Origin of the sequence: Jatrophihabitans lederbergiae (assembly GCF_031845305.1) — a bacterium.
Classification (GTDB): Bacteria; Actinomycetota; Actinomycetes; order Mycobacteriales; family Jatrophihabitantaceae; genus Jatrophihabitans_A; species Jatrophihabitans_A lederbergiae.
This window is the reverse complement of record NZ_JAVREH010000013.1, coordinates 86,459-99,417: the sequence shown is the minus strand read 5'-3', so window position 1 is coordinate 99,417 and position 12,959 is coordinate 86,459. Positions and strand designations below refer to the sequence as shown.

Annotated in this window: 11 protein-coding genes and 1 pseudogene; 5 read left to right on the top strand and 7 right to left on the bottom strand. The window is 66.4% G+C overall.

Annotated features, from left to right (window positions below; translation table 11 throughout):
• Together RM423_RS11940 and RM423_RS11935 are read right to left on the bottom strand one after the other, a co-directional pair.
• Positions 1 to 154 (bottom strand): annotated as a pseudogene (locus RM423_RS11940) (ISL3 family transposase); the annotation flags it as partial.
• A gap of 211 nt (positions 155 to 365) precedes the next feature.
• Positions 366 to 698 carry a hypothetical protein gene (locus tag RM423_RS11935; RefSeq protein ID WP_311423255.1) on the bottom strand — a complete coding sequence of 111 codons (333 nt, stop codon included), beginning with the start codon at positions 696 to 698 and terminating at the stop codon, positions 366 to 368.
• A gap of 224 nt (positions 699 to 922) precedes the next feature.
• Here RM423_RS11935 and RM423_RS11930 point away from each other — a divergent pair, with 224 nt between their 5' ends.
• The 3 genes from RM423_RS11930 (at position 923) to RM423_RS11920 (ending at position 4,834) form a co-directional block, all read left to right on the top strand.
• Entirely contained in the window at positions 923 to 1,912 is a 990-nt protein-coding gene (locus RM423_RS11930) for an ATP-binding cassette domain-containing protein (RefSeq protein ID WP_396327696.1), read from the top strand.
• Positions 1,909 to 2,784 (top strand): ABC transporter permease, encoded by an 876-nt coding sequence (locus RM423_RS11925; protein ID WP_311423253.1) that lies wholly within the window; start codon positions 1,909 to 1,911, stop codon positions 2,782 to 2,784. Before RM423_RS11930 ends, RM423_RS11925 begins: the two co-directional genes overlap by 4 nt.
• Positions 2,785 to 3,568: 784 nt before the next feature.
• Complete coding sequence (locus RM423_RS11920) at positions 3,569 to 4,834, top strand: phosphatidylserine decarboxylase family protein (RefSeq protein WP_311423252.1); 1,266 nt, start codon at positions 3,569 to 3,571, stop codon at positions 4,832 to 4,834.
• 109 nt (positions 4,835 to 4,943) lie between these two features.
• Here RM423_RS11920 and RM423_RS25590 read toward each other — a convergent pair whose 3' ends face one another.
• The 4 genes from RM423_RS25590 to RM423_RS11905 all read right to left on the bottom strand — a co-directional run bounded on the left by RM423_RS25590 (position 4,944) and on the right by RM423_RS11905 (position 9,455).
• On the bottom strand, positions 4,944 to 5,213 hold the full coding sequence (locus RM423_RS25590; protein ID WP_396327697.1) for a HipA N-terminal domain-containing protein: 270 nt from the start codon (positions 5,211 to 5,213) through the stop codon (positions 4,944 to 4,946).
• Between the two features lie 276 nt (positions 5,214 to 5,489).
• A complete protein-coding gene (locus RM423_RS11915; protein ID WP_311423251.1) occupies positions 5,490 to 6,596 on the bottom strand; it encodes a glycosyltransferase family 4 protein in 1,107 nt (368 codons plus the stop codon).
• Between the two features lie 101 nt (positions 6,597 to 6,697).
• Positions 6,698 to 8,017 carry a cytochrome P450 gene (locus RM423_RS11910; RefSeq protein WP_311423250.1) on the bottom strand — a complete coding sequence of 440 codons (1,320 nt, stop codon included), beginning with the start codon at positions 8,015 to 8,017 and terminating at the stop codon, positions 6,698 to 6,700.
• 154 nt (positions 8,018 to 8,171) lie between these two features.
• Positions 8,172 to 9,455: a GGDEF domain-containing protein gene (locus RM423_RS11905; RefSeq protein ID WP_311423249.1), complete on the bottom strand. Its 1,284-nt coding sequence runs from the start codon at positions 9,453 to 9,455 to the stop codon at positions 8,172 to 8,174.
• A gap of 420 nt (positions 9,456 to 9,875) precedes the next feature.
• Between RM423_RS11905 and RM423_RS11900 the strand changes: the two genes are divergently transcribed.
• The gene (locus RM423_RS11900; RefSeq protein WP_311423248.1) at positions 9,876 to 11,120 is read left to right on the top strand and encodes an MFS transporter; all 1,245 of its coding nucleotides are present in this window, start codon (positions 9,876 to 9,878) and stop codon (positions 11,118 to 11,120) included.
• Between the two features lie 230 nt (positions 11,121 to 11,350).
• Here the strand turns inward: RM423_RS11900 and RM423_RS11895 are convergent, their stop codons facing one another.
• Positions 11,351 to 11,728, bottom strand: coding sequence for a nuclear transport factor 2 family protein (locus RM423_RS11895; RefSeq protein WP_311423247.1), 378 nt, complete (start codon positions 11,726 to 11,728; stop codon positions 11,351 to 11,353).
• A gap of 142 nt (positions 11,729 to 11,870) precedes the next feature.
• On the opposite strand from RM423_RS11895, the gene RM423_RS11890 reads away from it, so the two are divergent.
• A complete protein-coding gene (locus tag RM423_RS11890) occupies positions 11,871 to 12,851 on the top strand; it encodes a helix-turn-helix transcriptional regulator (RefSeq protein WP_311423246.1) in 981 nt (326 codons plus the stop codon).
• Positions 12,852 to 12,959: the final 108 nt, after the last annotated feature.

The window sequence follows — 12,959 nt, the reverse complement described above, 5'->3', positions numbered from 1 at the left end:
AGCCGCAGGAATGGCACCAGTCATCAGCCTCAGAGACCCGGCATTCGAGCACCGCATGATCGGGCTGCAACTGCTGACCAGTCACCACCAAACCGAGGCCATCCAGTCGGCAGAACGTCGTCAGGTCGGGAGAGCAGAAGGTAGCGTCACGCACGTCGAGGTCTTCCAGATGGGCAGTGTGAGAACTTCCATCATCGGAAGACCTCGACCTCTACCCCCGCAGCGACGCGCCAAGACGATCTACACCCTCAACTGCGAAGAGCCGGTCTTCCGGCACGACGGCGATGCGCGAGATCGACGGATATCCCGCGCCAATCAAGTCGGTGGCCCGACCGTGGGAGTCGCGACGTGACTCCCGGCTCGCTTCAATGTGAGCCATACAAGGCTGTGGTCGCGGTCAATGTACTGGCCGATCCGGGGTATCCGACATTGACGTCGACGTGGAATCGCATTTTGGCGGTGGACAGTGCAGCCTCGATGCTGACGCGGACCCCGTTGCATTCCTCCTCGTCGCGGATCGAGACAGCATCGGCATGCGACGTGTCGAACACCAAGCCGTCGTACTGATCCTGGGGCAATTGGGTGTTGGCAACGCCAATGACCATGGCCTTGATGGTGTCGACGTCATTGGATGTGTTGAGCGCCGCGAAGTCGATGGCTGCGGTCGGGCGGCGAAGTTGATACGCGGCGGCCAGCACTTCAAGCGGGGTTGCTCTCGGACGGTGACAACGCGCCGCGCTGACGAACGCTGCTGGATCGGTTCCGCATCGAGCAACCAGAGCTGTCGTGCGATGCGTACCTGTTATCAGGTGGGCATGACACGATTTGGCCCTCCAGCGGCCCAGCAGCGGTTGCGGCCAAGGGAGCCACTATCCAACAAATAGCGGTCCATGCGTGCCGGTGAGTCGGTAGCGTGTCGTGCGTGAGTAGTCCAGCAATCGTCGCCGACAGCCTCGTCAAGTCGTTCGGCGCGGCGGTGAAGGCACTTGACGGTGTGTCGCTCGAGGTCGAGCCCGCGACGGTGCTGGGGCTGCTAGGACCTAACGGCGCCGGCAAGACTACGGCCGTCAACATACTGACGACTTTGCTGCGCCCGGACGCTGGCCGGGCAACGGTGATGGGCATTGATGTTGTGCGCGACCCGGCAGCGGTGCGCCGGTCGATCGGGCTTGCCGGGCAGTATGCGGCTGTGGACGACAATCTCACCGGTGCGGAGAACCTGATCCTGGTCGGCCGGTTGAACCACATGGCGTCGGCGGCGGTGAAGACGCGCGCGAGGGAGTTGCTCGAACGGTTCGCTTTGTCTGACGCCGCCGGGCGCCCGGCCAAGACCTATTCCGGTGGCATGCGGCGCCGGCTCGATCTCGCGGCCGCTCTGGTCGCTCGACCGCCGGTGCTTTTCCTCGACGAACCTACAACTGGGCTCGATCCGCGCAGCCGGATCGACTTGTGGAGCGTCATCGAGGATCTCGTGCGAGAGGGCACAACCGTGCTGTTGACGACTCAGTATCTGGAGGAGGCCGATCGGTTGGCCGACCGCATTTCGGTCGTTGACCACGGCAAGGTCATCGCTGAAGGAACATCAGCGGAGTTGAAGGCCGAGATGGGGGGCGCGGTCGTTGAGATCCGCTTGAGTGACGCCGACGAGGCGCGCCAAGTGGCAGGGGCGATGCAGGGTGTGGGCGATGCTGACACGACCGTGGACGATGACATCGTTCGTGTTCCGGCCAAGAGCGGCACGGCGACGCTCACCGAGGTGGTACGCCAGCTGGATACCCACGGCGTCACCGCGCGTGGGCTGCAGCTGCGCGAGCCGAGCCTCGACGACGTCTTCCTCGCACTCACCGGCCATGTAGTAGTCGGCCAGGACGCGGCTGAGCACCGCGACGAGAAAGAACGGACGCTCAAGTGAGCACTCAGTCGAGCGATACCGCAACCTTTCCCAACTCGCCCGCGTCGAGCGGGGCTGCGGCCGATGGCGCGGTGTGGGCGCTGCGCGATACCGCCGCCATGGCCGGCCGCAACCTGCGGCGCCTGATGCGGCAGCCAGAACAGGTTGTCTTCAACCTGGTGTCGCCGATCATGTTCGTGCTGCTGTTCCGCTTTGTGTTCGGTGGCGCCATCAAAGGTTTGCAAGGTCTCAACTACGTCAACTATCTGATCCCCGGTATCGCAGTGCAGACCGTGCTGTTCAGCGCAGGCGTCACCGGCTTCGCGCTCGCTGATGACATGCAGAAGGGTTTCATCAACCGGCTACGTTCGCTGCCGATGGCGCGTAGCGCCGTCTTCGGTGGCCGGGTCGCAGCCGACACGCTGAACAACGCATTCGGGCTCGTCATCTTGCTTGCCACCGGTTTCGCGGTCGGTTTCCGACCCGCGAACGTGGTCGGTCTGGTGCTTGCCGCGATGCTGTTGTTGCTGTTCGCGCTTGCGGTCAGCCTCGGTTACGCGCTGATCGGGCTGTCGGTGCGCAGCCCGGAGGCGGTGAACGCCGCGACGTTTCCCATCATCTTCCCGCTGACGTTTGCGTCCTCGGCCTTCGTCCCGGTCGCCACCATGCCCGGCTGGCTACGCGGCTTCGCCACCCACCAGCCCGTCAGCGTCGTCATCAACGCTGCCCGCTCGCTCATCCTCGGCCACAACGCAACCGATCAGCAGCGCCAGCTTCTCCTGGGAGGCTCCGGTACCGGCTCGCTGGTGCTGCAGTCACTGGCCTGGACCCTCGGCATCGGCCTAGTCTTCGGCGCACTGTGCACCCGCAAATACCGCCGGCTCAGCCGGTGAGCCACGACACCTCAGCTGCACAACTCAACCGCACTTCGGTTGCGTGTCCAGATCCAGCACGCGCGTCGCCGGCCAATTGGCGCTGGCGCATCCGCTGACGAACCTCACTCAGCATGACTCCACACTTGCAGGGTGGCCGACGTCCGGTTGCAAGTCGGGCCAACTCGTGTCGCGGTGCTACCTCGGTCGGCGACGGGGTCACCCCGCGCCCTGCCCTACGCCGTCCCTTGGATCGAACGAGCGTTTCCGAAGGCCAGGGATATGTTGCGCGTGTCAGCCGTTGCCTGAATGCGTCGCTCGTGCGACTACTTATGACATGAAGCGCTGTAGGCGGCGTGGGCCGTGCTCGAGGCACTGAGGCCGCGGCACGTCTGAGCCGGGCGCTCGCGTCCGCCTCAGCCAGCACGCCGTCCGTCGCCAGCACGCCGACCACGCGTCGATCGGCGCCGACACAGTGCCAGGTATGAGCGGCGGATACTTCCTACAACCCACGGTGGCGGCTACGGCAAGGACCCGTCCATGTACGAGCTGGAGGATTACACCCGCATCAAACACGTAATGGCCAACATCACCCCATGATGGCCGAGTAGCGCTTGCCTACGCGCCGTCGACGATCTCAGCTGTCGGCTCCCTCTTCCGGTGCGGATTCCGCTGCGCCTATACGACGCCCGCGAGGACGGCTGGCCAGGGGCGAACCACAGGAACCATAACGGCCGGTATCGCCGGCCTGTATGGGGGCCGGGCGGCGTGATGGCCGGGGGAGAGTCCGGTTAGGTTGGGCCTCATGACAACTGACTCTGATGGTGTGGACGTTCGACGCCGAGCCGGCTGGTTGCCGGACGATCAGGAGGACTTGGAGGCTTGGCTTGCCGGGCACCGGGAGAGGGTGGAGGCCAAGGGGGAGCAGGCCGTGCTCCATCCTGTGCTTATCGAGTTTCAGGAGTTGATCGATTCCGATCCTGTGGTGCGGATGTACCTGAATCAGATGATCGCCCAGGTTCCGAGCACCAAGTCGTATCGCAAGCGGCACCTGCACAGCGTGGAGCAGCTGCTGCGCCTGATCAACGAGGTGCTGACGATGGCGCCTGAGTTCGGTGAGAGCGCGATGGTGGCCACGCCGCTTGCCGCGATCCTGGACTGGACGATGGGGACGCCGGCCGGGTTCGCCGCCTACCGCGACCCGCAGATCAACGCGATGCTGAAGAAGATCCTGACCGCGTGGTGTGAATTCCTCAGTAGTGGTGACTCGCTGTACGTGCTCAACGACTCACCCTCGGGCTGGAAGTCCGCCGCGGCCCAGCGGGCGGTCGGCATGGAGCAGTTCGAGTACGACCCTCAGCAGGAACACTGGGGCTTCACCTCGTGGAACGACTTCTTCACCCGACGATTCGCCGACGGCGAACGTCCGGTCGACTTCCCCGATGACGACAAAGTGATCGTCAGCGCCTGCGAGTCGACGCCCTACCGCATCAGCACAGACGTCAAGCGCCAGGATCGGTTCTGGCTCAAGAGCCAGCCCTACTCCCTGGAGGACATGCTGGCCAATGACGAATCCGTCGATCAATTCATCGGTGGGACCATCTACCAGGCCTTCCTGAGCGCAACCAACTACCACCGGTGGCACAGCCCGGTCGCGGGAACGATCGTGCGGGCGTTCGTCCAAGACGGCACGTACTACTCCGAGGCCGACGCCGAAGGCGCCGACGCGGTCGAGCCCACGAACTCCCAGTCCTACATCACCCATGTCGCGACGCGGGCGATCATCCTCATCCAAGCCGACGATCCCGTCATCGGTCTGGTGGCATTCGTACCGGTCGGCATGGTGGAGGTCTCCTCCTGCATGATCGGCCCGAACGTGGCACCCGGCTACCACGTGGCAAAGGGCGAGGAACTCGGCTACTTCCAGTTCGGCGGCTCGACTCACTGCCTCGTCTTCCGCCCGGGCGTGATCTCCGACTTCACTCTCGCGGCCATTCCCCAGCCTCAGGACCCCCACGCACCCCTGGTACACGTCCGCTCCAAACTCGCCATCGCCAACACGACAGTGTGATGCTGGCGCACAACGGCGATCAGCCGATGAGGTCGGCGACCACAGGCCCGTAAGACCCACCCGGGTCGAGATCATCGAGTCGGCGAATCGGTCAAGTCGAGACCGGCTATTACGGCGCCACCCGCCCCTGACGGCGGCGGAGCGTGTACCAGCCACACCTGGATAGGCCGCCTACCCCCTGCCGCTGGATCGCCGAAATGGGGTGCACCCGGTGGGGTGTCATGTGAGAGAGAGGTGCGAACGGGCTGTTGGCCGATACCCCGAAGCGCCGGCCCCATCGCTGCAGGACGGCCTCGCTGTCGGGCAGCAGTCCGCGCAGGAACGGGTCCACCGAGTTGTGCTCGTATCGAGCCCGGCTGAGCGGCATCGACAGCGACAGGGGGTGGCGTCGGCGCGGCGGCGATAGTCGTCGTCGTAGACGAGCGAAGCCGGCCGTGCTCGTCCTGGAACAGCTGGCCGGCAGGCACGCCGTCGAGCACGATCTCCAGCCGCTTGCCCTTCACAGCCATCTCAGCGCTCCTGTCGGGACGGCGCGGGATCCTCGGTCGGATCCTGATCGGCTGGGTCACGCCTCGCATTGCTGCCCCACAGTGCCACCTCGGTGGCTCCGAGCGTGTCGAGAGCCGCCCCGGAATGGCCCAGCCTCATGACGCTGCTACGGCAGGACGGGCAACCGGTGCATCGCCCGCGCCCGGCGGTAAAGCCCGTACACCGAGCTCATCGCGGCATCTACATCCACCGAGGGTGCGAACGTGGTGGTGGTCTTGCGCAGCCGGGTCAACTCGTCCGGCTGGCTGAACAACGACACGAGGGCCTCGGTCATCTCCGGCCCGTCTGCGACCAGCACGCCTTCGGTGCCGTCCGCGATGAAGTCGACCAGCCCATTGCCGCGATAGCCCAGCACGGGCAATCCAGCCGCGCGTGCCTCGAGAGCGGCGATACCGAAAGACTCCTGCCGGGACGAGGCGACGAACAGGTCCGACTCGTGCAGCAGCGTCCGGATCTGCTCCGGCGTGCGATGGCCCAGCAGCGTCACCCAGTCGGCCAGGCCTAACCGAGTGATCTGCCGCTGCAGATCGTCGTGCCGCGGACCGGCGCCGACGACATCCACCCGTACGGCGATGTCGGGGGAGATCCGGGCACGGGCGGCAGCGAGGGCATCGAGAAACTCATCGACGTGCTTACGTTTTTTCAACCGCCCCACCAGCACCAGCCGGATCTCACCGGTACCGGTCTCGCGGATCGGTTCGGACGGCCGCCACCAGCCGATCTCGACCAGGTTCGGCACCACCGACACCTCGGAGACCTTGCGCAGGGTTCGGCTGACGCGACCGGCCGCGACGCTGCTGACACCTGACCAGGCGGCCCACATCCGTCCCCAGCCGAACGGCAGGGTCGACACCCGGGTGGCGATGGTGACCTGCCACCACAGCGAGTGCACGGTCGCCCCCACCGGAATCCCGCGCCGGCTGGCCGCCTTGGTCACGTAGCTGGCCAGCGGCGAGATCACGGTGAAGTGGGCGTGCACCACGTCGATGTCGCCCCGGTCGAGCACCTCGGCCACCATTTTGTGGTTGCGCCACGGGAACGCGACCGTCAGCCAGCGGCCCGGGGCCGCGCGCCTGACGTCGAGGTCGATATCCATCTCGTCGGCCACTGCGGTGATGACGGTGACGTCGTGGCCTTCAGACGTCTGATGACGGGCCAGCGCTTCGACCTGACGTTCGATGCCGCCGACATCGGGGGCGAAGGAGTCAGCCACGTGAACAATCCTCACCGCGGCATCGACTTGTTCGACTGATCAAGCACGGCCGAATGCTGCCACACCTCGGGCGTCGGAGCGGAGTCCGACGTGCACACGTCTCAGGTCATCCGAAGGTTTGCCGCTACGCCGAGCCGCACCGGCAGCGATTCGACCCCGTAGACGATCGACAGGTCCCGGAACTTCAAATCGCCGGGCTCGACGGCGAGGCTGAGGTCGGGATAGCGGCGCGCCAGGGTCCGGAACGCCAGCCGAAGTTCCATCTTGGCCAGTTCCGAGCCGATGCAACGGTGAAACCCATGCCCGAAGGCCACGTGCGAGCGGCCGGACCGCTCCGGGTCGAACCGGTCGGGCGTGACACCGAAGGCGGCGTCCCGGTTCGCGCTGCTGATCGAGCACACCACCACGTCGCCGGCCTTGATGCTGCGGCCGAACAGGTCCAGGTTTCCGCGGGCGAAGCGGGGAAAGGAGATCTGGACGACGCTGAGATACCGCAACAGCTCTTCCACGATGCCGTCCACCGCGCCCGGGTCGGTGCGGATCAACTCGAACGCAGCCGGGTCGCGCAGCAACGCCAGCGTGCCCAGGGCCAACATGCTGGCCGAGGTCTCGTAGCCACCGGTGAACACACCATCCACCAGGCCGGCCAGCTCGTCGTCGTCGATCTCGTCGCCGTGCTCACGGACGATGGACCCGATCAGGCCGTCGCCGGGGTTGAGCCGTTGCCGCCTGACCGCCTCGCGCAGAAACTGCCGGGACTCCGACATCGCACCGAAGGTCCCCGCGCCGCCACCGGTGATGTCGAACCGGGCGTGGCCCAGCAGCCGGAACCGTTCGCGGTCCTCGGCGGGCAGCCCGAGCAGCTCACAGATCACCAGGAACGGGATCGGAAACGCGAAGTCGGGCACCATATCGACCACGTCGGTGTCGGCCATCGCGTCCAGCCGATCGTTGATGATCTGCTCGATCCGGGGTGCCAGTCCGGCCAGCTGCCGAACGGTGAATTCGGGGGTCAGGAACTTGCGCAACCGGGTGTGGTCGGGTGGATCGGTGAAGCCCAGGCCACCGATCGGGGCCGCGGCGCCGGGACCGATCAGTGCCCGGATGTCGGTGCTGTAACTCGTGGTGTCCTCCAGCACGGCGCGAACCTCGTGGTAGCCCGACACCAGCCAGACGTCGATACCGAACATCCGGCTGAGCTTGCTGACCGGGTCCGCTTCGCGCTTTTCGCCGAGCGCCGCGACCGGCTCCAGCCCGTCCCGGCGCAGTGGCATGGTCAGCTTCTTCGGGACGATCGACACCCCCGTCAGCCCGAGACGCTTGCCTGCCGACGTCGACAACAGCCGTCGCCCGGCCCATCGACGTACCGAGGAGGTCGGCTTGAGCGCTGTGAGTCCAGCGCCCCTGATTCGGCTATGCACGGTCAGAGCATGGCAGGCAAACATATACACGCCCACACCAGGCTGCACCCTGCGTGTCGTGTCAAATGGCACCGGGCGGCACTTCGTGCGCCGTGCTCGTCGGCCAGCTGAGCTTCGAGACGTTCACGCTCGATGTCCGGAGCCTCGAGAGCTGCTATGCCGTGAGCCCGGCAACAGCGGGCTGGGTCTGATCCCGGCCGCCGTCCTTGGCCCGGTACATCGCCGCGTCGGCGGCCTCGATGAGGTCATCGAGGTGATGACCGTCGGCCGGGTAGCTGGCCAGGCCGATGGAGGCGGTGACCTGGTGCACGTCGTCGAAGGTCAGCTCGCGGATGCGGGCATTGAGGCGCGTGCAGATGTTCAGGGCGGTGGCGGGAGCGACGCCGTCGAGCAGTACGACAAACTCCTCGCCACCGAAGCGGCCGACGGCATCGTGGCCACGCAGCTCGCGGGCCAGCGTGTCAGCCACCGATCGAAGGACGGTGTCACCGGCCAGGTGGCCGTAGGTATCATTGACCCTCTTGAAATGGTCTAGATCGACCATCAGTACCGAGGCGCCGTCGCCGCCACGCTGAACTCGGCGGAGTTGACGCTGGGCGAGCTGGCGCCAGCTGGCCGCGTTGAGCAGTCCGGTCTTGGCGTCGGTGCTGGCCCCGCGCTCGAGCTGGCGGACGAGGGAACTCCGGTGCAGCACCACGAGCACCGCCAGGACCAGCGGGGCGATCAGCGGTGAGTGCACCAACGCTTCAGCAGTGAGTAACGCGAGGACGAGGGTGGCGACTTCCAGGGTGAGGTCGTCACCGCTGAGCATCGCAGTCCGGAATTTCGCCGGGCGCCTGACGAAATAGATGACGATCGAGACCAGCGATTGGTTGATGGCTATGTAGGCGAGCAGGGCGCCCAGGACGCCGACGGCACCGGGCACGCCCACGGCCAGCAGACCACCGGACGGATCGACGGCGGTGGTGATGGCCGAAGCGACCAGGGTCGCCAGCACGACCGTGGCCGCGGTGAAGATCAGCCGATGCGGACGCGCTGACTCGTGCCGCCGCGCACGGAGAAGGGTGTGGCCGTAGAGCACGACGACGAACAGGGCGGCCCAACCGGGCGGCAGCGTCAGTCCGGCGGCGAAGCACCAGACGGCGACGGGACTGGCCATCGTGCCGACGCTGGTGGAGAGGTAGCGGCGGAACCGTTCGACGCGATCGCCGGCCTCGGCGTAGCCGCCGCTGAGCACGACCAGAAGCGCGAACCGGCCGAGAGTCGCGCCGCTCGCATGGCCGACTGAGAGGGCGACCACGGTGAGGATCGTGACGGCGGCCTCAACGACGAGGATGATGACCAATGCCGGCCGCGGGGTCGCCCACAAGGCCCACCGCGTCCAGCGGCGCGGACGAGACCGCGTACGGCTATCGCCGTCGCCGTTCGTCGGTGCCATCAAGTTGAGCGTCCTCACCGTTAGATGCAGCGTGCAACGAACTGGTCACTGCTGGTGCTTCCATCTTGCGCTAACTTATCGCCGTTCGGAGGTAATTCACAGGTGTGGAGGAGGGCCAGGAGCCTCCAGAGAACGCCGGTACGTCCCGTGATCACATTTCCACGACCCGGAGGTAGGTGAGTTCGCATGAGGTTCAACCAGGAGTGGCTGTAGACGCGAGCGGACAGGCTGGGCAACGCCAACGCCAGAAAGGCAGGTGAGTTACGTGCGCAACCAGGAGTGGGTCTGAGCAGTGACCGCTGTCCCACAACCAGACATCCCGAAAGCGAGGTACATGATGATGTTCAACCAAGAATGGGTCTGACAAGGGGGCCTTCCCGCGGCATCATCAGTGAGCCGCCACCAGCAGTCAGGATCAGCATGAACGCACATACCGATACCGGCATCGCCGGGTACACACCGGCGGAGGTCACGGTGGCGGCCCGCGCCACCTACGTCGCGTTCATCGGCTCCGGTTTCGTTTTCGCCAGCTGGGCTTCCCGCATTCCACAGGTCCGTGATCGGCTTCAGCTGAGCCCAGCCGACCTCGGCCTGGTCCTGCTGGCCATCGCGGCGGGATCGCTGGTCGCGTTGCCGTTGGCCGGAACCATCGTGCATCGCGTCAATTCCCGCCGCACGGTCGCCGGCATGTCGGTGCTGCTGGCGATCGGCCTGGCGGTCGTGTCGATCGGTTACCGGGCCGGGGTGGTCCCGCTGCTGGTGGGGCTGTTCGTGCTCGGTTTGGCCAACGGCGCGTGGGACGTCGCGATGAACGTGCAGGGTGCCACCGTCGAACGGCACCTCGGTCGAGCGATCATGCCGCGCTTTCATGCCGGATTCAGCGCCGGCACGGTCGGCGGTGCCCTGAGCGGAGCGCTGATGGTCGCCTTGGGCGTCTCGGTGACTGCCCACCTGCTCGTAGTCGCTGTCATCGTGGCGGTGCTCGTGCCGCTCGCGGTTCGCGGCTTCGTGGCCGACACCGATCAGGCAGAGGCGGCTTCACAGTCGGCCTCTGCTGACACCCGTTCTGGGAACGCGTTGGCCCGCTGGCGCGAACCCCGCACCCTGTTGGTCGGCGTGGTCGTCCTGGCGTTCGCCTTTTCCGAAGGAAGCGGCAACGACTGGATCAATGTCGCGCTCATCGACGGCTATCACGCCCCCGCAGTAGTCGGGACCCTCGGCTTCGCGACGTTCCTGGCGGCCATGACCGCCGTGCGCTGGTTCGGCACCGGCCTGCTCGACAGGTTCGGACGCGTCCCGGTCTTACGTGGCCTGGCCGCCGTCGCGGTCACCGGCCTCCTACTGTTCGTATTCAGTCCGTTCACCCCGCTGGCCTTCGTGGGAGCGTTTCTCTGGGGAGCCGGCGCGTCGCTCGGTTTCCCGGTCGGCATGAGCGCAGCCGCCGACGAGCCCGCCGCCGCTGCCGGGCGCGTCAGCGTCGTCGCCTCCATCGGCTACTGCGCCTTCCTCGGCGGCCCCCCTCTCATCGGCTTCCTCGGCGACCACCTCACCGTCCTACGCGCCTTACTCGTCGTCGCCGCACTCCTGGCCCTGGCGACCCTGGTCACCAACGCGCTGCGCCCCGTGGTGCCCACCGGCCACCCCGAATCGGCCGCGTCTCGCTAACACGGGTCCCGTGAGCGTGTCCTTGGCGCTGCCGTAGAACGGTCCCGTGCCTATAGGCCGATTCTTGGACAGCGTCGACCAGCCGTGCGGCACCTACGTCAACCGTGATGGTGCCGAGCTGGCGTGCGAGCTCTCTTTCCGATGCCCGCATCGGCCCCGGTGATGAGAACCGAGCTGACCTCTTTGTTGCCCACTCTGCTTTCTCCTCGCTGGTCTCGCGTCACGGACTGTCAGAGCGCCTGGCGAGTACGCGCTGCCGCCTCATACGGCACCCGATCGAAGATGAAGCGGATGCGGGTGATCTTGCCGTCCTGCACCGTGAAGTGCCCGACGGACGGTGCGCTGGGCACCGGCACTGTTTCGTTGTCGTAGAGGAGCATCGCCGTCTCGTCATCACCGAAGGAGGCGATCAGCTCCGCACGCTCGAGGAGCTGGAAGAACGACTCCAAGAACCCGCGGTAGGCGCGAGCGCCTTCGATCCGTCCGGCCGGGGCATCGCAGACGACGTCGTCGGCGATGAAGCTCATGGTCTGCTCGAGGTCCTTGCTCGCCCATGCCCCGTAGTACTCGAGGGCGACCTGCAGTGCCCTGTCCTGGTGCTCGATCATCATTCCTCCGTTAGTTGGTCTGCGGCTGACCTGCCGAGTAACCTTCGCACCGATTACGGTCATCCAGCGTCCTAATTAGGTGGACTGACAGCTTCCACGAGGATCCCGTCCGCAATCCCTGGAGGAGACTGTGCGAGAAGCGATGCTCCAGCCCTCCGCCCGCCTCCTCGCCCTGATCTCGCTGCTGCAGCTTCGCCGGGAGTGGACCGGCCAGGAGCTTGCGGACCGGTTCGAGGTCGGACCGCGGACGATTCGCCGTGACGTCGACAAGCTCCGCGCGCTCGGCTACCCGGTGCACGCCGCCCGTGGCGTCGCGGGCGGCTACCGCCTCGGCACCGGCGGCCGGCTGCCGCCCCTCTTGCTCGACGACGCCGAGGCGGTAGCCGTCGCGGTTGGGCTGCGGACTACCGCCGCCGGCTCCATCGCGGGTGTTGAGGAGACGTCGCTTCGCGCGCTGGCCAAGCTCGAGCAAGTCCTACCCGATCGACTGCGGCGGCGTGTCAGGGCGCTCGGGGCCGCCACCTCGGCCGTCGCGACAGGCGCTCCGCTGGTAGACGCCGACGTCCTCGCGACACTCGCGGGCGCGTGCCGCGACACCCTACGTGTGCGCTTCTCCTACGTCGCCGGAGACGGACGCGCATCTCAGCGGCACACCGAACCCTGCGCCCTCGTCCACAGCGGGTTCGACTGGTACTTGGTCGCCTTCGATCTGGATCGGAACGACTGGCGCACTTTCCGTGTCGACCGCATCCGCGGCCGCGGCCGTCCCGGTGAGCGCGGTCAGCGACGCGCGGTACCTGGCGGCGACCCGGCCGCCTACGTCCAGTCACGGGCGGGCCGAAGCGGTGAGCTCGGTGCCGCACCGGCCCGCATCCGCCTCCACGTCCCTGCCGCGCGTATCGAAGGCCGGATCCCCAGCCGCTATGCGATCGTTGACCCCGAGGGTGCAGACAGCTGCGTCGTCACCACTCGCGGTCCTTGGTCACTCAGCTTCCTTATCTGGATGGCGCTGCTCGACCAAACCATGGAAGTGCTCGACCCGCCGGAATTCGTCGAGGCCGCACGTGCGCTGGTTGTGCGGCTCAGTGCGGCAATCCCCAAGACACCGCGCGACAGTGGCTGACCTCAATCCCGGCAAATAGAGAGTGTCCAGCAGCTGCGTGGGCGATGACCGAATGGGACCGTCATGCCTTCACCAACCACCCATCCGGGCCACGAGCGAGAATCCTGA